Source organism: uncultured Duncaniella sp. (assembly GCF_910577345.1).
Classification (GTDB): Bacteria; Bacteroidota; Bacteroidia; order Bacteroidales; family Muribaculaceae; genus Duncaniella.
The window spans coordinates 256212-277602 of the sequence record NZ_CAJTMT010000001.1 but is presented as its reverse complement, the minus strand read 5'-3'; the positions used below and the strand labels follow the sequence as shown (position 1 = coordinate 277602).

Here is a 21391-nt window from a genome sequence, read left to right as displayed (position 1 = left end):
TAAATTTATCAGTCGTTAAGTTCTACGAGTCCTTCGGGGAGATCGGTGGTGAGAGTCTCGTTGTCGTGGTCAATCTCCACGATATATTCATCTGCCACAGGAATGAAGATTTCATTTCCGCGGGGTGTGGTTATGAGAAAAAGGACGTTTTGGGTGGCGTCGTTGATGCCTGAGATCATGCCGATGTCTCCAAGGGTGTTGTCGTGAACCTTGTAGCCGATAAGATCAGAAGCGTAGAAGCCGTCTTCATCATCGTAGTCATCCTCGTCGTCCTCAGGAATGTCAGAGCGGAGGATGTAGAAGGTGCGGTTGTTGAATTCCTGTGCCTGCACGTCGCTGTCAATACCGTCGAGGGTCAGGAGGCAGGTGTCGGCTGTCTTCGGGCGCCATGACTTGATGAAAAACGGCACAAAAATACCCTCGATTGCGACCACGATACATTTCACATCGTTCAAATCGAGGTAAAAATCAAGAGTTGCCGACATTTCACCCTTTATGCCGTGGGCTTTGTTGAAATGTCCGGCTTCGGCAAGTTCCGACAGCTTTATCACGTCCCGTATACTTTAGAAAAATTAGTAATATGTCCTCTCTTATCTCTTTTTCTTTTTCTTTGTGGAGGGAGGCGCCACAATCTTGAATTCATGAAGTCTGACAGTCTCGGGATCAAGACGGAGAGCACCGTGGGAGTATTCGGCGAGATCCTTGAAGATTTTCGAATCCTCGACGCCGTCGGAATTGACACTGAGAAGGAGTTTCTTCATGTGGTTGGCAATGAGGAGCACGAGTTCGTCGCGTTCCGGGCCTTCTTCCATGCTGACCGCTTTCTGAATCATAAGCTCAACATCCTTGCCGTAGTGGCGATAGCGTATGTGTTCGGCAGTGTAGGGGACTTTGTCAGGCCGTGAATTGAAATGGTCGGCTTCGGGGATTTCAAAGGGCCAGTCAATGTCGAGCTTGAAATCACTCATGATTGCAAGGTGATCCCACAGTTTACGCTGGTAGTCCTCTTCCTCACGGATTTTCGGGAATAGCTTGGCCATGCTCGCGATGATGGAGTTGGCGCAGCGTGTACGTTCGTCCCTGTCCTCGATGGTGAGGCAGTGGTCAACCATCTGATGGATGTTGCGTCCGTATTCAGGGAGGATGAGATGTTTGAGTTGGGTGTTATAGGTCAACATTCGATAGTGCTATTGATATAAGGAATGACATAAGGAGAGGGGATGCGTCAATGATGTGACGGAGACCCTTTCCTTATGTCAAAAACGTTAACGGCTCATTACATGTTCATGCCGCCGTCCACCTGGATAACCTGGCCGGACACATAGCTTGACATGTCGGAAGCGAGGAAGGTTGCGACATTGGCGATGTCCTCAACCTGACCGGCACGACGGAGGGGAATTTTGAGGGCCCATTCCTTACGCACGTCTTCGGGAAGAGCGGCAGTCATGGCAGTCTCGATGAAGCCGGGAGCGATTGCGTTGGCACGGATACCGCGTGAGCCGACTTCCTGAGCGATACTCTTGGCGAGGGCGATGAGGCCTGCCTTTGATGCAGCGTAGTTGGCCTGACCAGCGTTGCCGTGAACGCCGACAACAGATGCCATATTGATGATAGAGCCTTCGCGCTGACGCATCATGATGGGGAGGACAGCGTGGATGAAGTTGAATGCGCTCTTGAGGTTGACAGCGATGACAGCGTCCCACTGAGCCTCGGTCATGCGCATCATGAGACCGTCCTTGGTTATACCTGCATTGTTGACGAGAACGTCGATGCGGCCGAAGTCTTCTTTTACTTTACCTACGACTTCCTCAGTCTGAGCGAAGTCAGCTGCATTTGATGCATATCCTTTAGCTTTGACACCGAGGGCTTCGAGTTCCTTCTCGGTAGCTTCCATGTTTTCATCGCGGTTAAGGTCGGTGAAGGCGATGTTGGCACCTTCCTGGGCAAACTTAAGGGCAATGCTCTTGCCGATTCCACGAGCGGCTCCGGTGATGAGCGCTACTTTTCCTTCAAGTAATTTCATTTTTTTTCGAAAAGTCGTTTAGTTGAACTATATTGTTGGTTTTACAATAATCGTATTGATTAGAAAATTGATGACAGAGGAGCGTATCTCAGAGGCTGTCATGTTGAACTGTGAGAAGTTGTTGCGGAGATGACAGAAATCAAAGCCCTGGAAAATCATCTGATACACACCCGGCAGAAGTTTTGCCTGCACGGGGTCAAACACCCCTGCCTGCACGCCTTCGTCAATCATGCGTGAAATCAATCCCTGTTCCTTCGCGACCGCAAGAGTGCGGATGCGTTCGAGCCGCTTGTAGTCAAGGGTGATGTATGACAGGAGCTGGCTTGTCGTTGATTCGTGGATAGTCTCTTCAACAATGTCGAAGCGGGCTTCGAGGAAGCGTTTGAGCTTCTCGGCAGGGGCTAAGTTGGAGGTGACGACAGCTCTGAGTTTCAATACAATGGCTTCGCTCTCGCGCTCAATGACCGCATCGTAAATCTCCTTCTTGTTTTTAAAATAGGTGTAGATAGTGCGCCGCCCTTTGTCGGAGGCGGTGGCAATGTCGTTCATTGTGGTCTTCTCCACGCCATTGCTGGCAAAGAGCTGACGCGCAACGTCCAGGAGTCTTTCGCGGGTCTTTGACGCCATTGTCATACTTTAAATCTTTTCAACGGCAAAGTTACAAAAAAATCCCAAACTTTATAACATTAATCTCTTATGTTCGTCATTTTCATGGACAAAACAAAGGAGTGTCAGAGCCTTAGCATTCTCTGACACTCCTTTTGAATAATGTCCAGCATTAGACGGGAGGGTTTACACACCTTCGCCGCTTTGCGGTTTTGATTGAGATGACGGCGGCGTTGATTCCGTGGCCGGTTTATCACTACCCGGGGTGACTTCCGTTGAGGCTGCGAATATCTTCGACAGATATTTCTCACGGAAGTTCTCCAAGAGTTCCCAGAATCCGGGGACGAAGAGGGTTCCGGCCAAGGCATTGGTTGCCATGCCGAACACAACGGCTGTTCCGAGCGCGATTCGTGACTGGGCACCCGCGCCGGTTGCGAAGAGCATCGGGAGCACGCCGAAGACGAAGGCAAATGCAGTCATCATGATAGGTCGGAAGCGGATATTGCCCGCATCGGTGGCAGCTTGTCTGACGCTCAGACCTGTCTTGTGGAAATCGCGTGCATACTCGACGATAAGGATGGCATTCTTGGCGGCGAGGCCGAGCAGCAGGATTATACCGATCTGGGTGTAGATTGAAATTGACTGCGACAGAAAGAGACAGCCGAGGACTGTTCCGAAAATAGCCGTCGGCATGGCTATCACGACCGCAATAGGGTCTGTCCAGCTTTCATATTGGGCAGCAAGGACGAGGATCGTTATCAGGATGGCGAAAATCAGGACGAAAGAAATGGTGGTTCCCGATTGGGATTCCTGATATGCTTCGCCTGTCCATGCGTAGGAGAAGCGGTCGCCCACCACCTCCTTGAGAATTTCCTCCATCGCAGCGATGGCATCGGAACTTGATACGTTGGATGGGGGTGTACCTGTAATGGAAGCAGAGGTGTACATGTTGTAGCGGCTGACGGTCGATTGTCCGATTGTCGGCACTACGGTGGCGAAAGAGGAGAAGGGCACCATCTTGCCGTCGGAATTCCTTACCGTCAGATTCGGAATCTGGTCCACGGTGCTTCTCGATGTGCTGTTTCCGCTCATGTTGACTTGATATGTGCGTCCGAATTCAACGAAATCGTTCACATAGTTTGTGCCCATGAACTGCGAGAGGGTAGCATAGATGTCGTCAATCGTGAGTCCCATCAGTTTTGCCTTGTCGCGGTCAATGTTGATCTGATATTGCGGCACTCCTGCCTGGAACTGGGTTGTCAGCTGTGCGAGACGGTCGTCCTTTTGGGCGGCGACCTTCATTGCGTCGATGGTCTCCTGAAGCGCCTGTGCGCCGAGGTTGTTGATGTCGAGAATCTGCATTTCCATACCCGATGTCATGCCGAGGCCGGGGATGGCAGGAGGATTGATTGAGAATACAATAGGTTCCTGATAGGTTGCGGCGATTTCGTTGACTTTGGCTATGACGGCATTGGCATCGTGTGATTTTCCACGGCGTTCACCCCAGGGTTTGAGCACCACAAAGAGTGAACCCATATTGCCTCCTGAGCCACCGCCCATCATTGACTGACCTGAGATGGAGATGACATCCTTGACCTCTTCTATATCACGGATTTTGTCGGAGAGTTCGGTCACGATTTTGTCCGTACGGTCGAGCGATGCTCCTGTAGGCAACTGTATCGAGGTCATGAAGTAGCCCATGTCCTCTTCAGGAATGTAGCTTGTAGGAATCTTGACGAAACCCCAGAATGCGAGGAAGCAGAGACCGAAATAGATGCAGATGGCGACAATCGGCCGACGCAGGAGTTTACCGATAAGTGATGTGTAGTGTTTGAGAACGGCACCATAGCCCTTGTTGAACCATTTGTAGAGGAAGAAATGGGGATTCGGGTCGGTCTTCTTCCTGAGGAAGAGGGCACACATGGCGGGTGTGAATGTCAAGGCATTGAAACCTGAGAAGGCTACTGACGTGGCGATGGTGAGAGCGAACTGTTTGTAAAGCTCACCGGTGATACCGCTGATGAAGGCTGTCGGGATGAATACGGAGAGGAGCACAAGGACTTCACCGACAACAGGGCCTTCAAGTTCGACCATGGCTTTTTCGGCACTTTGCCGTGGGGAGAGTTTCCCCTCCTGGACCAGTCGGGCACAGTCCTCCACCACCACTATCGCATCGTCGACCACAATGGCTATCGCAAGGACGAGGCCGAAAAGGGTAAGGGTGTTGAGAGAGAAACCCAGCAGTTTCATCACCGCGAATGTAGCAATCAGTGATACGGGGATTGCAATCATAGGAATGATGACCGCACGCCAGCTCTGGAGGAAGATGAGGATGACGAGCATGACGATGAGGGTTGTCTCAACGAATGTGACAAGCACTTCGTCGATTGAGGCTGTCACGAAGTCGGTTGTGTCAAGAATGATTCTGTATTTCACTCCGGAGGGGAAGTACTCGGAAAGTTCCTCCATCTTGGCTTTTACTTTCTTGGCCACATCGAGCGCGTTGGCACCCGGTAGCTGCTGCACACCAATCAGGCCGGCCTGTTCGCCGGATACATGCGAAATGCCTGAATAGTCCTGACTGCCAAGCTCTACGGTTGCAATATCCTTCAGTCGCAGTAAGCCACCGTTTTCGGCGGTGCGGATGATGATATTGGAGAATTCCTCTGCGGTTTTGAGCTGTCCTTGGGAAGTGAGTGTGAATTCAAACTCGACACCGTTGTTGACAGGTGGCGTGCCGACATTACCGGCCGATACTTCGAGATTCTGGGATTGAATCATCGCGCTAACATCGGACGGTGTGAGATTGTAGGTGCGCATCTTGTCAGGATCGAGCCATACGCGCATACTGTATTTTCCCGCGCCGAACGCGCCCGCACCGCCGACTCCGTCGATTCGCGAAAGCTCGTCGATGATGTTGAGCTGAGCGTAGTTGGTGAGATACAGCGCATCGTAGCGCCCGCTGTCGTCCCCTTCAAGAGCGATGAAGAGGATGATGTTGGAGGATTCCGACATGACTGATACGCCCTGTTCCTTCACTGCGGTAGGCAATGTGGCTTCGGCGAGTGAGATGCGGTTCTGGACTTTCACGGCTGCATCGTCGAGGTTGGTGCCGTTTTCGAATGTCACGGTGAGATTGTAGGAGCCGTCGCTTGAATTCGAGCTCATGTACATCATACCTTCCACACCGTTGATCTGTTCTTCAATCGGTTCACCTACAACTTCAGCTACCGTTGCGGCATCGGCTCCCGGATAGGAAGCCGACACCATCACAGTCGGGGGAGTGATGTCGGGGTATTGTGAAATCGGTAGGCTCTTGACGGTCATCAGGCCGACAATTACCATCAATATCGCCAGCACAGTGGCGAATATGGGGCGGTCAATAAAAAATCTTGAAAACATGTCTGTATAATTCCGGATGAAACTTGAAGGAATTGAGAAACGGAGTGGGAGAGGCGTGAGGTTGCTTTTTGTAGGCGGTCTCAGCTTACTTTACCAAATCAGGTTTGACTTTCATGCCTTCCCTGACTTTTAGCAAAGCTTTGGTGACATATTTTGATTTGGGCCCGATTCCGGAATTGACCACACGGAGTGAATCGCGATACAGCGGACCGACGGTGATGGGAGTATAGACAACCGTATTGGAATCGTTGACCACATAGAGATATTTTCCGAGCTGGTCAGTGCTGATTGAAGCGTCCTTGACCAATATGGCGTGTGGTTCCACCTTATAGGGAAGATCAATTTTCACAAACATGCCGGGACGCAGTTCGTTGTATTTGTTCTCAATCTTGCATTGCAAAGCGAGCGTTCCGGTCGAGGAGTCAATGGCAGGAGCGACATAGCTGAGGTCGCCGTAATAAGTATGGGCGAGCGAATCGGAAAAATTCAGCGGTATGTGGGACAGGAAGGAGCTTCCGGCCATGTCTTGCTCGATGTCCTGATTGCTCTCAACGGCGAAATTGGCAACGAGAGTTGTGGTGTCGTATATGGTCGCCATTGGGACTGCTGCACCCTCACCGCTGACATAGTTGCCGACATCAATCGGCGAGGAGGTGACGTGGCCGGAGATGGGCGCTGTAATCGTGCAGTAGCTTAGATTTGTCCGGGCGGTTTCAAGGGCAGCCTGTGCATTTTTGATTGCCGCTTCAGCTTGCCGGAGACTGCTCTCGGCTTGATTTACTTCCATTTTTGAAACAGCATCGCTTTCAAGCGCTTTCTTGACAGCTTCATAGTGGCTGCTTGCGTAGTCGCGTTCGCTCTTGGCCGTTGCAAGGGCTGCCTCAGCCTGTTGGACTGCATCGCGGTATTTGCTATCCTCAATTTTAAAGAGGAGAGTGCCTTTCTTGACGAAGTCGCCGCTTGTGTAGTTTTTGGAGAGTAGCTGTCCGCTTACCCTCGCCACGACATCGACTTTCAGTGTCGCTACGAGTTCGCCGGGATATGTGTTGCTTAAAGTCACGGAGTCCACTTCCGGAAGGGCGACACTGACTGTTTCTTCCGATTCATGACTGTCGGCCTTCTTGTGTCCCCCACAGGATGTGGCGAGGATTGAGGCTGCAAGTGCGACCAATGTAAATTTCGTATTCATAATGTCTGATGATTAGCGTTGGAAAGGTTTGTGGTTATTCTGTCGGTGCGCCACCCAATGCCTTGTAGAGATTGATAAGGCTTATGAATGTGTTGCCCCTTGCGGAGATAAGTGAATTTGCGTATGTGAGACTGTTGATTTGGGCATCAACAACGTTTGTGAAGGATGTGAGACCTTCTTTATAAAGGTCCACCGAAAGATGGAATGATTCATCGCACTGTTCGATGACCCGCGTATAACTGTCAATGGCACGGAGGGCTGATGAATAGGCTATCATGGCGTTGTCCACTTCCTGGACGGCTGTCATGACGGTCAGATTGTAGTTCTCGATTCCTATTTTCATCTGTTCGCGTGCTTCAGCTACGGCATGTTTCCTCGCGAAACCGTCGAAGAGTGTCCATGTGAGAGTGGGTGCGATGCTGTATTCAAGGCTATTGTTCTTGAACATATCTTTTGCATCATGGGCGGCGACACCGATCGAACCGTTGAGCGACAGGGTAGGGAGGAAATCTTTTTTTGCTATGCCGAGCGAAGCTGCGTAGGCGCTTACCTCATATTCGGCGGCAAGGATGTCGGGACGACGGCGGAGAAGGTTGGCAGGAACTCCGGCCGGGACGAGATGGCGGTAGTCCGGAGTGGTCCACGGAGCCTCAAGTCTGGAAGTGATTTCTTCCGGGTAGACACCTATTAATATAGCAATGGCATTCTCGGCCTGCTTGACCGATGATTCCAGTTGCGGGATTGTGGCTTCGGTCGAGTAGTAGACGGTCAGGGCCTGGGCGACGTCGAGTTTTGAGACAAGTCCTGCTTCGAAACGGGCTTTTACGATGTCGACCACACGTTGTTGCGATGCCAGATGCTGATTGGTGACATAGAGCTGACGCTGGAACACACGGAGATTGAAATAGTAGGTGGCGAGGTCCGCTGCGACGCTGACCATTGTTGCCATGTAGTCGGCGCGGCTTGCATGGTAGAGAGCCTTTTTATTCTTCACTCCTGCGGTTATTTTGCCGAATACATCAATTTCCCATTGCATATCTGCCCCGAGATTGAAGTAGCTCGAATTTGTCGACGGAACCTTGCTGCCGCTGATTGCTCCGGCATTACGGCCCTTCGTGTATCCGGCCGACAGCCCGAAAGTCGGATAGTAGCCCGCTTCGGCACTTTTCACCTCCGCCTTAGCCATGTTTATACGGCCGAGAGCGGTGAGCACATCGAAATTATTGTCCATCGCGACGGATATGAGTGAATCAAGCAGAGGGTCGTTGAATCGTTTCCACCAATTGTCGTCAGCGGGAAGTGTCTGTTCAATATCTGACGCGTAAGTCCATCTCTCAGGCAGACTGTTCTTAAGAATTTGTCGGTCGGAGGTTTGTGCCGTTGTGCTGCAGACTGAGCCTGCAAGAAGCATCGAGGCAAAAGTCAAAACGTGAATGATTTTTCTCATAAATGTAGAGTTGCTGTCATTCAAACATTTCAACTAAAGGTGGGGTTCAGCCGGAATACTGTCAATATTTGCTTAAAAAATGGTGCTTAGGCGTTGTTTTAACGTATATTTATGTGGATGTGCATGTATTTGGCACATGGATGGGCGTAAATTTGCATCATAATCAACGGAATATCTCCAGATTGGTAAAATTTAATTAAAAAGGAAACAAGTATGACAGCAATCAATCGCACCGACGTTCTTTATGTCACCGCACTCAGCAGCGGTGTCACGCTTCTCTCTACAAGTCTGTGTGGCGCAGCCACCATCGGCGATGTCCTCCGTCATGTCAAAGATCGCACGGAGCCGGCAAAGGGAGTTGTCACACTACGCATAAGGAACAGCACTCAGGGGTGGGTGCAGCAACACAACATTGTGCTCAATTCAAGCCCGAAACGCCCGGTGGCAAATACGCGCAAAACCACCGGCAAGACAGACTATCCTTCACTCTTCGCGGGAATGGAGTGTTGATGGATGGAAGTGACCGCCTTACGCAAATAAAGGAGGATGATTATAATTTAAGGTGTGGGGGTATGGAGAGTGGGATTGACAGAGGTTATCCTGTCAATCAGGTTATCTTATTTGTTAAGGCCGAGCAGTTCGAAATTGTCAACATAGATTTCCGTGACGTTTCTCTTGATGGCGTTGCGGTCTTCCCAGATGCGGTAGCGTATTTTCCCCTCAACATATAGACGGGAACCTGTCCGTATGTATTTTTCGGCGAATTCAGCCGCTGAATCCCACATTATAATGGTGTGCCATTCCGTGCGCTCGGGAATCTTTGTTCCGTCCGGACGTGTGCGCTCACGCTCGTTGGTCGCAAGTCGGAATGTTGCGATCGGACGAGTTTCGATATAGCGGATTTCGGGGTCAGTCCCGACATTTCCTATCAGTATGACTTTGTTGACACTCACCTTGTGAAGAAAGATTTTAGAGGATGTTTGATGTGCTTGTTGAGGTGTGTCCACCCCAATTACGGTTTACAAAATTAATAAATTTTTCGATAGGCAAGAAACTAATCTTAATGTAATGGCGTTTATTCTAAAAATAGTTAATAATTTGAATTTAATTCGGAAATGAAAGGTTTGATTACATCCGCCTGCATTTTTGCGGCACTCGCTCTTGTGTCATGCGACGGTAGCAGCCGTCTCGCCAAAAATATTCAAGGCTCATGGTCGGGTACTCCCGAGAATTTCACTGACAATTCGGCTGTGACCGCTACAATTCTTGAAACTCTTGATTTCTCCGCGCCTGTTGCAAGTTCAGCTATGGGCGATAAAAGCGGTCCGATAGTGATTGCCGGTATGCTTACCGTATCCACACAGGTGGTGGCCGATGCCGACTATGTCGAGCCTCTTACACTGACAGCAACGGCAAAATCCTCAATAAGCGGCACATGGACAGTCATTGACGATGATGAAATTGCCCTGGCTCTTGATATAAACACCTTGAATGTCGAAGTTGATCCGTCGGATGTCGTGGCGGAGGGCAATGCAATGCTCGGGACAAATAATGTCCAAATTGATTCGCTCAAGCCTTCGGTCTCTCAGTCAGTCAGTGGAGCCATGAAGAGGGCGCTCGCCATGCGCTATGCTTCCATCCGTCACCTCGACGATGTCAAGGTCAAGGGCCCGTTGCTGAAATTTGAAATCGGTAAAATGGATTGCGTCTTTACGCGTCAAGGAGCGCAGCAATAAGAAAAAATTCCTTACCTTTGCTGTATAATCTTTATAATCGAAAATGATGAACAGAAAAGGTAAGCTATATTTTCGCTACGGCACAATGGGGTCGGCAAAGACTGCATTGCTCCTCACGACTGCATACAATTTTGAGGAGCGCTCCATGAAATATGTATGTCTGAAGCCCGTCATTGACACGCGCGATCTGACCAACGTTATCAAGTCGCGCATCGGCATCCAGCGGGAATGTAAGTGGATCTACCACGATACCAACCTATATGAGATGGCTCAGGAGCTTTTTGAAGAGTCGATGGCTGTGATTGACTGGTTTCTTGTCGATGAAGCTCAGTTCCTCACGGTCGAGCAGGTGGACCAATTGTCAAGAATAGTGGATGATTTCGGTAGCAACGTGATATGCTACGGATTGCGCACCGATTTCCAGAGCAAGCTCTTCGAGGGTTCCCGTCGTCTGTTTGAAATCGCCGACACCATTGATGAGATAAAATCCACTTGCACATGTGGCCGAAAGACCATTATAAATGCCCGAATTGACCGCAACGGTGATTTTGTCGAGGAGGGTGAGCAGGTGGAGATTGGTGGTGACGACCGTTACATTGCCGTCTGCCGTAAGTGTTGGCGCAACAAGCGAATCGAACAGTCCTACCGGTCGGTGCTTCCGTTCCGAGAACTGTCAACTGATTGAATACCGGACTGATTTTGATGGTCATATATAGAGGATGACAACGTCGGGAATCGGTCAATCAATACATCGTATATGAAATCTAAATTTTTCAAAGCTCTGTTAGGGCTTTTACTCTGCTCTTCAACTGCTAATGCAGCCAATCCTGTTTCGCTTGTCGACGAGACACTTACCTACGACGTGATGTATAAGTGGGGTTTCATCAACAAGGTTGCCGGCTATGCGACAATGACTCTCCGCAATGATGGAGATCTTTATCGGGCATCGGTCTATGCCGAAAACGCTCCGTGGGCCAACAGCATCTATATGCTGCGCGACACCCTCTATACGACAATGACCAAAGATGGTTTTTTCCCGGTGAGCTATACCTATATCGCTCATGAGAATGGTAAGTACAAGAAAGATGTGCTCCATTTCCAGCATGATGGCAACACCTTTACGGCTGATGCTGTCCGCTATAAGCGTTCGGCTCCCGGAGAACCGATGACCAGTTCCACGCTTCATCTCGAAGCCCAGGGAATGACAGTCGACATGCTGAGCTCGTTCTTCTATCTGAGGACTCTTGATTTCGACAATATGAAAAATGGTCAGAGTATAGCTGTCAATATTTTCTCAGGTTCGAAGAAAGAGAAACTTAGGATTACATATAAAGGCAAGAAATCGGTTTCACTCAACGGTCGCACATTTTCCGCTTACTATATCAATTTCACCTTTACCCGAAAAGGTGTCGAGAGTTCCGAGCCTATTTCCGGATGGATTTCGACCGACGGACAGAGAATACCGCTGAAAGTCGAAGGCTCCCTCCCTGTCGGTAAAGTGAGGGCGATATATACCGGCCCTAACCCTTGATTTAGAAGACCTTTAAGTACCATTAAAAATACAGACAGAATTGAAAAAATATTTATTGGCAATGACTATTGCATCATCACTCCTCGTACCGGCCAACGGATCGGCCGAGGAGCTGACGCTTAAAATAGCGGCGACTTCTGACGTCCACGGGAATTTCTTTCCCTACAATTTCATAACTCTTTCACCGGGTGACGGCTCTCTTGCAAGAGTTGCCACCCGTGTGCGTGAACTCCGGGATTCTCTCGGAAGCGACAAGATCATCCTTCTTGACAATGGCGACATCCTTCAGGGACAGCCGACGGCCTACTATTACAATTTTTTGAAAACCGATGTGGCCCATCCGACCGCAAGGATGCTTAATTTCATCGGCTATGATGCGCAGACCATCGGAAACCATGATGTGGAGACCGGTCATGCCGTCTATGACCGCTACCGTTCCGATCTGGGAAGTCTTCCCTTGCTCGGCGCGAATGTGATTGACCGCAAGACAGGTAAACCGTATCTGCAACCCTACGCTGTCATCAACCGTGCCGGAGTGAAGATTGTCGTGTTCGGACTCCTTACTCCCGCAATTCCGGCTTGGCTTCCCGAGACACTATGGGAGGGGCTGGAGTTTGAGGATATGGTTGAGTCGGCGAAGAAATGGGTACCTGAGATTATGGAGAAGGAGAAACCTGACTTGCTTATCGGTCTCTTCCATTCCGGTCACGATTCCGCAAAGATGACGGGCGAATGGAGGGAGAATGCGTCGGTGCTTGTCGCTGAACAGGTTCCCGGCTTTGATATTATCTTCATGGGTCATGACCATACTCTTTTCAACTCTACCGGAAAGAATCCCGTCAACTCAGATGCCGTAGTGCTCAACCCTGCAAACAACGCCAACCATATTGCGGAAGGTGAGGTGACCTTCACGCTTGACGATACCGGCAAGGTTATCGGTAAAAAGGTCAGCGGTAAACTAACTTCAGTCAATAATCTGAAACCGGATTCTGCATTCATGGCGGAATTTGCACCTGAGCGCAAGGAGATTCTTGAATTTGTCAGCCGCAAGATAGGCACCTCGACCGGAGAATTTTCAGTACGCGATGCATATTTCGGTCCGTCGGCTTTCATGCAGCTTCTTCATGACTTGCAACTTGCCATTTCGGGCGCTGAAATCTCGCTTGCGGCTCCGCTGTCGTTCGACGCTGTCATCAAGGAAGGCGATTTGCACATGAGCGACATGTTTACTCTCTATAAATATGAGAACATGCTCTACACCATCGCTATGACCGGTCGTGAAATCAAGGACTACCTTGAGATGAGCTATTCGCTTTGGACCGATGTGATGAAGTCGGCAGATGACAATCTGCTCCTTTTCTCCGGCAACCGTACTGCAGCCAAGGGCGATTATGCAAAGCTCCTGAATCCGTCATATAATTTTGATTCCGCTGCGGGTATCAACTATACTGTTGATGTCACCAAGCCTCAGGGCGAGAAGATTACCATTACTTCAATGGCCGATGGCTCTGCCTTTGATCCGGAAAAGACATATAAGGTTGCAGTGAATTCGTATCGAGGCAATGGAGGTGGCGATTTGCTGACCAAAGGTGCAGGTATTCCCCATGACCAACTCAAATCCCGCATTATTTCCGCAACCGACAAGGATTTGAGATTCTATCTGATAAAGGAAATTGAAAAACGCGGAACAATCTCCCCCGAAGTGATTCCGAATTGGAAATTCGTTCCCGAGTCCATCGCTGCTCCTGCTGCAAAGCGTGATAGGAAATCCCTTTTCGGTGATTGATTAAGCGGAAGAAAATGATTGATTTCTGCTGCTGATGTGGCAGAATTAAAGCATAAATGAAACGCATGAAGATTGATGCCGGTTCCGGAACATATCTTCATGCGTTTCATTTATGCTTTGCCATTATAAGCCTCTGTCAGAACGTCAGGTTGAAGCCTGCCATTGCAGTGGCTCTTGGCATTGGGAAGCCATAGATTGTTTCGTAGCGGGTAGCTGTTATATTGTCTACTTTTGTGAAAACATTAAGTCTGCAACCTTTTTGTAATTGGAAATTGTAACCGACGAGGCCGTCAAGCAGAGAATAGCTTTCAGCGTCCGGACCACCCGTGCGCAGATGCCATACGCTATTGGAATCCAATGCAAACTGCCAGTTGCCCGGACGGTAGGAGAGCTGGACCACTAATTTGTTTTTAGGAGCGTAGAGGACATTGTCGGTTGTGTGGAGGTAGCTATAGTTGGCTGAGAGGGTGAGGTCGGGAGTGATGGAATAATTGGCCTCTATCTCGAATCCCTTATTGCGGAAATCGCCGATGTTTTTGTTGAGCATCTGTCCGCCGGTATAAGGATTTTTCTCCTTGACTGTCTGAATCATGTCCTTACCGTCGATATAGAAGAGGGCAAGTCCTGCGCTCAGACGGTTGTTAAGAAATGTCTGGCGTATTTCAACTTCGTAGTTCCATAGGTATTCCGGTTTGAGATCCGGATTGTGAGGGGGATACATATAGAGTTCGCGGAGATTGGGACTGCGGAACCCTTTGCCCCAGGAAAATTTGAATGTATTGCCCTCAATGGCTCTTACGATGAAACCGGCCTGCGGAACCAGCATATTTCCGAATTGCGATGAGTGTTGCAATCGCAGACCTGCGTTGAGCGAGAGGATGTTGTTCAGCAGGGATTGTTGCGTCATGAGATAGCCTGACACCTCGTTGACGTGTTCTTTTACGCCTGGTTGGTCAGCGGAGCCATCAATCATGGTGTTCCATGTGTTGCCTCCCCAGTGTTGAAAGTCAACACCGGCGGAGGTGACATTGCCCTCAAAGGGACTGATGTTCTGATAGAGATTGATACCCATATTGAAATCCTTGGAATGGAAGATATAGTCACGCGGTTTGCCTCCGTTTGTCGCTGTGCCTATGGCGGAATAACCGTCATTTACCTTATGATTTCCCCAGTTGGTGTAGAGTTGGAGCTGACCGGAGGTTGCTGCGTAGGTATTGTTGACAAACACCGCTGCTGTCCCGCGCGTGACGCGTGTCCACATATCAATAAGAGGATCCTGGACAGATCCCGGATTGTGAGGGCATGTCTCGGTCATGGTTACGTTGGCTCCGGTTTTCCAATGTCCGGAAATTTTGTATTGTAGAGATCCAAACTGGCTTGCAAGCCATGTCCGGCTGCGCGGACGGGTGCCGTCAGTACTCTCGTATGTTGCATTGACAAAGGCATTGAACCTGTCATTTTTATATCCGAGATTTACACCGTATTTCTGCATGGCGTAGCTTCCCCACATAGCATTTGCCGAACCTTTGAATCCGCTCTGCGTTGCGTGACGGGTGATGATGTTGACCGAACCGCCCATCGCGTTTGAACCGTAGAGAAGCGAGGATGGCCCTCGGACGACTTCGACTTTGGCCACGTCTCCTGATGTGTAGGTATCGGGAAGTGCATGTCCGAATATGGATGCCCATTGAGGTTGTCCGTCAATCATGAACAGAACTTTGTTTCCACCGCCGACACCACGGATGTTGACTGAGCCGGCCGCACCACCTGAAACACCGAAGCCCATCAGTCCACGCTCGCTGACAAACAATCCGGGGACTTTGTTGGAGAGGACAGGGAGTATTGATGTCTCCCTGCTGTTTTCGATTTCCGTGGCTGTTATGGTCGTCACGCTGAGAGGTAGCAGCTCGACGGTGGCTTTAGCCTGACCGTGGACGGTGACATTATTCAAACCGATAGTATCCTTGTCCAACGTGTGGGCGAAGGATGATCCACCCAGAAGTATGAGAGCCGTCGTGAGAAGCAGTTTACTTTTCATGATGTAAGGTTATTTTTCGAATTGTGAATTTTTCGGCAAATTTACGAGCCTTAATGTCGGGAATCAACCCCTGTAATCAATAAGAGACTTATTTATATCTAATTTGAGATAATTTATAAAGTAAAAGACGCAAATTTGCGAGTTGATGAAGAGGCTTTTATCTAATTTTGCATCAGTAACATATAGATATATCAATCCCACAGTCATATCAATCTTTTTATCATGATGAAAAAACTATTTCTCATACCGGTGCTGTTAATACTGTCGGTCACTAATGCGTATGGTCACCCCGCCGTTTCCGACATCGAGAAACTTAAGAGTAACTACCGTGAGATTCTCATACCCTCATATTCGGCTGATGATTCTCTCTACAATGATTTTCTGAGAATAGAACCGGAGGTTGAAATGTCGGACCAGATAGTCATGGAACTGCATCAGAAATATCCCTTCGATTTTAGGAAGATTGATGGCTACCTTGCATTGATGAAGCAGGATGGAAGTTTCAGTGACATTGATTATGCCGATAAAAAGCGATCGGGCTGGGAACCGAAACTCCATGCTGAACGGGTGCTTGAACTGACGAAGCTGTATTATTCCAAGGATTCGGAAAGATATAAGTCACCTCAGTTGAAGGCCGACATCCATAAGGCGCTCGGTTATTGGCTGAAGGAGAAACCAAAGTGTCTCAACTGGTGGCAAAACGAAATCGGGGTGCCAAAGACTCTCGGAGGAGCGTTTATCATGTTGGACGACGAACTTTCCGATGAGGAAAGGGCAGGTGCCATAGAAATAATGAGTGCGGCACGGTTCAAGATGACTGGGCAAAATAAAGTGTGGCTGGCCGGAAATGTGTTGATTCGGGCTATCATGCAGGAAGATGTGGAGCTTATCAAGGCTGCCCGCGACACCATCGCATCGGAAATCAGGGTTGGAGCCGGTGAAGGAATACAGCCTGACTGGAGTTTCCATCAGCATGGCCCTCAGCAGCAGTTTGGCAACTATGGCATGTCGTTTGTCTCAGGAATGAGTTTTTTCAAAAGACTATTTGACGGGACATCATATCGTTTTGACGACCGGCAGACTGAAATTCTTGAGTCGCTGATGAACGAAGGCTATAGATGGGTGGTGTGGAAACGATACATGGACATAAACTCGCTTGGCCGACAGCTATTCCATAATGCCCAGATTCATAAAGGATATGCAACCGCTTTCGTCGCTTCCGACATGGGGCTGGCTGGATACCCTGCGGAAAGCAATGATCTCGTTGGTCACAAGCATTTCTATTCATCTGATTTCACTGTGCATCGCACCCCCGGTTGGATGGCTACATTGAAGATGTCGTCATCGCGTATAATTGGCTCTGAACTTGTCAATGAGGATAACGTCAAAGGCTACTATCTTGGCGACGGTGCAACTTACTACTATGTCAGAGGTGATGAATATCTCAACGTATTCCCGTTTTGGAACTGGAGAAATATTCCGGGTATCACTTCCTATCAAGGATCAGAAGAGTTGCCGAGCATAAGGGCTACGAAATCGCGCAATTCAAGCGGTATGGTGGGAGGTATAGATGTTGGCGACTGCGGAATGTCGGTCATGGATTTCTGTCGCGACGGACTGACTGCCCGTAAGGCATGGATATTTGCCCCGGACTTTGTGGTGTGTGTAGGTGCAGGGATTAATAGTGACAGCATTGCCGAAGTCACGACAACCATAGACCAGCGACTCAAAAGAGGTAATCTCGAATTGCTTGAAAATGGCAGATGGGTGAGGATTGATGGAGCTAAGGACTACAGCGGTCATCAAACGATTTTCCATGACAATACCGCCTATATCACTATGGGCGACACTCCTCTGACCTTAAAATCGGAGCACCGTATAGGCCAATGGCATGACAATATGAGAATGTATCGCCCGAAGGATGTTGAGGGCGATGTCGTTGAGTTGCTTCTATCGCACGGCGCAAAGCCTCGGAACGGCAATTACGCATATATCGTCATGCCCGATTGCGATAAAAGCAGAGCGAAAAATTTCAATGCCGCAAGGGAAGTCCGACTGCTGCGCAACGACAGTGCGGCACAGGTGATACATCTTCCGGAAGTATCACCCGGATATTGGGCCGCAGTCTATGTCACCGGCGAACTCCTTGACCTTGACGGCAGGAAATATCTCGTTGAGGAGCCGGGCATCTATTACATCGAGACCGCAGGTTCGGGTTCCACGGTTAAAGTCTGCTCGAAATTCTGATTTGACGCTTTATGTTTGGCCACAAAATCTGATGGCGACATGCCGTAGGTGCTCTTGAAACAGTTGGTGAAATACGCATGGCTGTTGAATCCGACGTATGTTGAGATTTCTGATACCGAACTGTCGGATTCCAACAGGAGTTTGGCGGCCACTTCAAGGCGTTTGTTGCGGATCAGTTCCATTGGCGACAGCTCGGTGATTGCTTTGAGCTTACGGTAGAGGTTCGCACGGCTCAGACCGATTTCCTTGCAGATGAATTCGATGTTCAGCTCACTGTTGGAGATGTTTTTCTCTATGATGCTGAAGAATTTTTGTGTGAATTTATCATTGAAGGAAACAATCTCTATGCCCATTGCCTCCGGTGAGAATTGCTTGCCGTAGAGGTTGCGCAGTTTCTCTCTTGATGCAAGAATGTTTTTGATGCGGTAGAGCAGGATGTCCATATTGAACGGTTTGACGATATAGTCGTCCGCACCGGACGCGAATCCTTCCTTTATCTGCATCACCATCGAGCGCGCCGTCATAAGGATGACGGGGATGTGGCCTGTACGCATGTCATTCTTAATCATCGCACAGAGTTCGAGACCATCCTTCACGGGCATCATGATGTCGCTCACCACAATGTCGGGATAGCGTTCGGCGGTCAATTCGAAGCCTCTCTGTCCATCTTCGGCCTCAATCACATTGTAGTATGGTTCGAGACATTCTTTCACATATTCACGCACATCTTTGTTGTCCTCCACGAGAAGCACGGTATAGCGTTTGTCAACCTTGAATTCCGCAGTCGGTGTTGTCGGCGGGAACACATCCATGACAACTCTTTCGTCCGTGTCGTGGTCAATCTCATCGTCGGTATACACACTATTATCAATAGGGAATATCACATGGAAAGTCGCACCCTTTTCCGGATTGTTTTCAGCCCAAATCACACCGTGGTGCAGTTCGACAATCGAGCGTGTGAGGCTCAGGCCGATACCTGTGCCGATAATGTTCTTCGACTTGTTGTCGTCGACCTGATAGAATGGAGAGAATATGTTTGTCAGCTCGTCTTCAGGAATGCCACGGCCTGAATCAGACACAGCTATATGGACAAGACGGACATCATGGGGAATGTCGGGTAGACTATGGGTCTGGCCGGGGATAAGCTGATTGTCGTTGGCTATCGGCTCGACTTTCATTTCAATCACTCCGCCCGGTTTGGTGTATTTGAACGCATTGGATAGGAGGTTGAAGGCGACTTTTTCAAAGAGTGACTTGTCGAACCATGCCGGCAGCGACGTTTCGCTGCAGACATAGCTGAAGCTGATGCTGTTTGCTACCGCAATCTGGTTGAATGCGGAATACACTTCCTGCATGAACGGCACAATGTCGTCTTTGGCTATCTTGAGCTGCATCTGTCCGGCTTGGTTCTTGTGGAGATCCATGAGCTGGTTGACCAGAAGCTGCAAGCGCTGCGAATTATTGTAGATAAGCGAAATCTTGTTGCGCACGGTGCTGTTGAAGTCGGTGCGCTTGAGCAATTCTTGCAGAGGGGAGACGATGAGTGTGAGGGGAGTACGCAGTTCGTGCGAGAAATTGGTGAACATGCGTATCTTTGATTCATGGAACTCTTCGGCCTGTTTCTGTTTCATTTGCTCGTATTCCAGAGACTGTTCAAGTGTCTTTTTCTTGAAGATATAGTACATTATCAGGAAAGATATGCCGATGAGGGCCAGAAGATAGAAGGTATAGGCATACCATGTCTTCCAGAATGGAGGAGTGATGCGTATTTTTATGGAACGTGCATCGGTGCTCCATACGCCGTCATTATTGGCACCCTTGACCTTGAATGTGTACTCACCGGGAGCCAGATTTGCATAATGAGCTTCCCTTCGGTTGCCGACATAGACCCAATCGTCGTCCACACCTTCGAGCATGAATGCATACTGATTCTGCTCGGGATTTATGTAGTTAAGTGCTGCGTAGGAGATTGAGAGATTGTTCTGATTATAGTCAAGCGTTATGGAACCGGTGTCGTCAATGCTGTTGTCGATAATTCCGTGAGAGTCGTTAGGCTCAATCGGCTTGTTGTTGACGGACAGGCCGGTAAATACGATTGGAGGTTGATACTCATTGCGCTTGATTTCAGCCGGATTGAAGGTGATGAATCCATTGCTGCCCGAAAAGAACACCTCTCCGCTTTCAAGAGCAATGCCACTGTGGATTGTGAATTCCTGAATACGGATGTCGGACGTGCGTGTATAGTTCATGCGTTCGCCCGATGCGGGATTAAGGCTCGTGATGCCCTCAGTTGTGCATATCCATAAATTCCCGCTGTTGTCCTGAACGACCTGACACACTTCCACGGGTACATCATCTTCCGACAATTTCACCTTAGTTATATTATCTGTAGCCGGAACATAGTTGAACAATCCATTTCCGAAAGTTCCGATCCAATAAGAATTTCCGCTTTTATCTTTTGCGATGGATGTGATGTAGGCATTCTTTAGGTCGCTTTCATCCCCAATCTGATAAACTTCGTCGCGATTGCGGTCATATTTGATGAGGCCGTGGCGGCTTGTGCCGAAAAGCCATACATCCTTGGACACTTTCTTTATGACCCTACCGCTCGGGATTGCAATTTTAGCTTCAGAGAAACTTTTTTCAATGATTTTGCCTTCTTTGAGACGGGCAATGCCTATGGTGTCTGATGTGGTTGCTATCCATTGACTTCCGTCAGAATCAGGTTCAATGGAATAGATTGTGCATTTATTGGTCTTGAAATACAGCGAGAAAGTGTCGGTTTCCGGATTGAATATGAATATCTCGCCGGATGGTGTGCCACACCAGATTTTCCCGTCAATATATGTCAGGCACTTGATGATGTTTTTGCTTTGCTGATGGTCAGATTTATCAATGAGGTGGAAGCGCGATTTTTCGCTGCGTATGTCGTATTCCAACAATCCGTGTCCCTCGGTCGCGATATAGAGGAGGTTGTTGTCCGGATTATACACCATTGAGCCAAAAATACTCATGTAGTTTTGGGTAGGGTTGACCGGATGATGGAAGCCAAAGCGGTTCGAGATTGGATTGTAGAAGTTGACACCGCCGGAATATGTTCCCACCCAACGTGTGCCCGCATTGTCAATCAAGATTGAATATACCGAGAAATTGGACAGACTGTTGGTCTCGAATTCGATTTTGTAGTCCGAATCTTTAAGCGACATCCTGCTGACACCTTCCGAGGTACCTATGTAGAGTTGCTCTCCATCATCGGCAAAACAGCGTATGTTATTGGATGGAAGTGCTGAATTTGAGTAGTTGAATACCTTATTCTTACCTGTGGCCACATCCAGAAGTATCATGCCGTCGGAAGAGTTGGCAAGCCAGATGTTGCCTTTGGAATC

General features: G+C 49.0%; 17 protein-coding genes. 7 read left to right on the top strand and 10 right to left on the bottom strand.

All coding sequences use genetic code 11. The features are described 5' to 3' along the window. Positions 1–8: 8 nt before the first annotated feature. The 7 genes from rimM to QZ310_RS01025 all read right to left on the bottom strand — a co-directional run bounded on the left by rimM (position 9) and on the right by QZ310_RS01025 (position 8667). Complete coding sequence (rimM, locus tag QZ310_RS01055) at positions 9–551, bottom strand: ribosome maturation factor RimM (protein ID WP_297069448.1); 543 nt, start codon at positions 549–551, stop codon at positions 9–11. A gap of 39 nt (positions 552–590) precedes the next feature. After that, positions 591–1178 (bottom strand): DUF4290 domain-containing protein, encoded by a 588-nt coding sequence (locus QZ310_RS01050; protein WP_297069446.1) that lies wholly within the window; start codon positions 1176–1178, stop codon positions 591–593. A 98-nt stretch (positions 1179–1276) separates the two neighbouring features. After that, positions 1277–2023 carry a 3-oxoacyl-[acyl-carrier-protein] reductase gene (fabG, locus tag QZ310_RS01045; protein ID WP_297069443.1) on the bottom strand — a complete coding sequence of 249 codons (747 nt, stop codon included), beginning with the start codon at positions 2021–2023 and terminating at the stop codon, positions 1277–1279. Between the two features lie 27 nt (positions 2024–2050). Beyond that, positions 2051–2650, bottom strand: coding sequence for a TetR/AcrR family transcriptional regulator (locus tag QZ310_RS01040; RefSeq protein WP_297069441.1), 600 nt, complete (start codon positions 2648–2650; stop codon positions 2051–2053). 165 nt (positions 2651–2815) lie between these two features. Further along, positions 2816–6031, bottom strand: coding sequence for an efflux RND transporter permease subunit (locus QZ310_RS01035; RefSeq protein ID WP_297069439.1), 3216 nt, complete (start codon positions 6029–6031; stop codon positions 2816–2818). An 85-nt stretch (positions 6032–6116) separates the two neighbouring features. Next, on the bottom strand, positions 6117–7220 hold the full coding sequence (locus tag QZ310_RS01030; protein ID WP_297069437.1) for an efflux RND transporter periplasmic adaptor subunit: 1104 nt from the start codon (positions 7218–7220) through the stop codon (positions 6117–6119). Between the two features lie 34 nt (positions 7221–7254). Next, complete coding sequence (locus QZ310_RS01025; protein ID WP_297069436.1) at positions 7255–8667, bottom strand: efflux transporter outer membrane subunit; 1413 nt, start codon at positions 8665–8667, stop codon at positions 7255–7257. A 213-nt stretch (positions 8668–8880) separates the two neighbouring features. On the opposite strand from QZ310_RS01025, the gene QZ310_RS01020 reads away from it, so the two are divergent. Continuing rightward, positions 8881–9177: a hypothetical protein gene (locus QZ310_RS01020; protein ID WP_297069433.1), complete on the top strand. Its 297-nt coding sequence runs from the start codon at positions 8881–8883 to the stop codon at positions 9175–9177. Positions 9178–9284: 107 nt separating this feature from the next. Here the strand turns inward: QZ310_RS01020 and ssb are convergent, their stop codons facing one another. Next, on the bottom strand, positions 9285–9620 hold the full coding sequence (ssb, locus tag QZ310_RS01015; RefSeq protein ID WP_297069431.1) for a single-stranded DNA-binding protein: 336 nt from the start codon (positions 9618–9620) through the stop codon (positions 9285–9287). 162 nt (positions 9621–9782) lie between these two features. Between ssb and QZ310_RS01010 the strand changes: the two genes are divergently transcribed. The 4 genes from QZ310_RS01010 to QZ310_RS00995 all read left to right on the top strand — a co-directional run bounded on the left by QZ310_RS01010 (position 9783) and on the right by QZ310_RS00995 (position 13720). Further along, positions 9783–10403: a hypothetical protein gene (locus QZ310_RS01010; RefSeq protein WP_297069428.1), complete on the top strand. Its 621-nt coding sequence runs from the start codon at positions 9783–9785 to the stop codon at positions 10401–10403. 43 nt (positions 10404–10446) lie between these two features. Next, entirely contained in the window at positions 10447–11088 is a 642-nt protein-coding gene (locus tag QZ310_RS01005) for a thymidine kinase (RefSeq protein ID WP_297069426.1), read from the top strand. A 72-nt stretch (positions 11089–11160) separates the two neighbouring features. After that, a complete protein-coding gene (locus QZ310_RS01000; protein WP_297069424.1) occupies positions 11161–11934 on the top strand; it encodes a DUF3108 domain-containing protein in 774 nt (257 codons plus the stop codon). Between the two features lie 61 nt (positions 11935–11995). Continuing rightward, positions 11996–13720 (top strand): bifunctional metallophosphatase/5'-nucleotidase, encoded by a 1725-nt coding sequence (locus tag QZ310_RS00995; protein WP_297069422.1) that lies wholly within the window; start codon positions 11996–11998, stop codon positions 13718–13720. 136 nt (positions 13721–13856) lie between these two features. On the opposite strand, the gene QZ310_RS00990 is transcribed toward QZ310_RS00995, so the two are convergent. Further along, positions 13857–15758: a TonB-dependent receptor gene (locus QZ310_RS00990; protein WP_297069420.1), complete on the bottom strand. Its 1902-nt coding sequence runs from the start codon at positions 15756–15758 to the stop codon at positions 13857–13859. A gap of 222 nt (positions 15759–15980) precedes the next feature. On the opposite strand from QZ310_RS00990, the gene QZ310_RS00985 reads away from it, so the two are divergent. Further along, on the top strand, positions 15981–18005 hold the full coding sequence (locus tag QZ310_RS00985) for a polysaccharide lyase family 8 super-sandwich domain-containing protein (protein WP_297069418.1): 2025 nt from the start codon (positions 15981–15983) through the stop codon (positions 18003–18005). Here QZ310_RS00985 and QZ310_RS00980 read toward each other — a convergent pair. Further along, positions 17951–21001 (bottom strand): response regulator, encoded by a 3051-nt coding sequence (locus tag QZ310_RS00980; RefSeq protein WP_366522040.1) that lies wholly within the window; start codon positions 20999–21001, stop codon positions 17951–17953. The two genes, QZ310_RS00985 and QZ310_RS00980, sit on opposite strands and share 55 nt — an antisense overlap. Before the next feature lie 98 nt (positions 21002–21099). Here QZ310_RS00980 and QZ310_RS13665 point away from each other — a divergent pair, with 98 nt between their 5' ends. Further along, the gene (locus QZ310_RS13665) at positions 21100–21204 is read left to right on the top strand and encodes a DUF2256 domain-containing protein (RefSeq protein ID WP_366141951.1); all 105 of its coding nucleotides are present in this window, start codon (positions 21100–21102) and stop codon (positions 21202–21204) included. Positions 21205–21391 lie beyond the last annotated feature (187 nt).

What these genes read in the sequence shown, in the direction of transcription:
- QZ310_RS00985 (WP_297069418.1), top strand. Translation starts at nt 15,981, where the DNA reads ATGATGAAAAAACTATTTCTCATACCGGTGCTGTTAATACTGTCGGTC.
- QZ310_RS13665 (WP_366141951.1), top strand. Translation starts at nt 21,100, where the DNA reads ATGTTCCCACCCAACGTGTGCCCGCATTGTCAATCAAGATTGAATATA.
- QZ310_RS01010 (WP_297069428.1), top strand. Translation starts at nt 9,783, where the DNA reads ATGAAAGGTTTGATTACATCCGCCTGCATTTTTGCGGCACTCGCTCTT.
- QZ310_RS00980 (WP_366522040.1), bottom strand. Translation starts at nt 21,001, where the DNA reads ATGGTGTATAATCCGGACAACAACCTCCTCTATATCGCGACCGAGGGA.
- QZ310_RS01035 (WP_297069439.1), bottom strand. Translation starts at nt 6,031, where the DNA reads ATGTTTTCAAGATTTTTTATTGACCGCCCCATATTCGCCACTGTGCTG.
- QZ310_RS01050 (WP_297069446.1), bottom strand. Translation starts at nt 1,178, where the DNA reads ATGTTGACCTATAACACCCAACTCAAACATCTCATCCTCCCTGAATAC.
- QZ310_RS01000 (WP_297069424.1), top strand. Translation starts at nt 11,161, where the DNA reads ATGAAATCTAAATTTTTCAAAGCTCTGTTAGGGCTTTTACTCTGCTCT.
- QZ310_RS01030 (WP_297069437.1), bottom strand. Translation starts at nt 7,220, where the DNA reads ATGAATACGAAATTTACATTGGTCGCACTTGCAGCCTCAATCCTCGCC.
- QZ310_RS00990 (WP_297069420.1), bottom strand. Translation starts at nt 15,758, where the DNA reads ATGAAAAGTAAACTGCTTCTCACGACGGCTCTCATACTTCTGGGTGGA.
- QZ310_RS01040 (WP_297069441.1), bottom strand. Translation starts at nt 2,650, where the DNA reads ATGGCGTCAAAGACCCGCGAAAGACTCCTGGACGTTGCGCGTCAGCTC.
- QZ310_RS01005 (WP_297069426.1), top strand. Translation starts at nt 10,447, where the DNA reads ATGATGAACAGAAAAGGTAAGCTATATTTTCGCTACGGCACAATGGGG.
- fabG (WP_297069443.1), bottom strand. Translation starts at nt 2,023, where the DNA reads ATGAAATTACTTGAAGGAAAAGTAGCGCTCATCACCGGAGCCGCTCGT.
- QZ310_RS00995 (WP_297069422.1), top strand. Translation starts at nt 11,996, where the DNA reads ATGACTATTGCATCATCACTCCTCGTACCGGCCAACGGATCGGCCGAG.
- QZ310_RS01020 (WP_297069433.1), top strand. Translation starts at nt 8,881, where the DNA reads ATGACAGCAATCAATCGCACCGACGTTCTTTATGTCACCGCACTCAGC.
- QZ310_RS01025 (WP_297069436.1), bottom strand. Translation starts at nt 8,667, where the DNA reads ATGAGAAAAATCATTCACGTTTTGACTTTTGCCTCGATGCTTCTTGCA.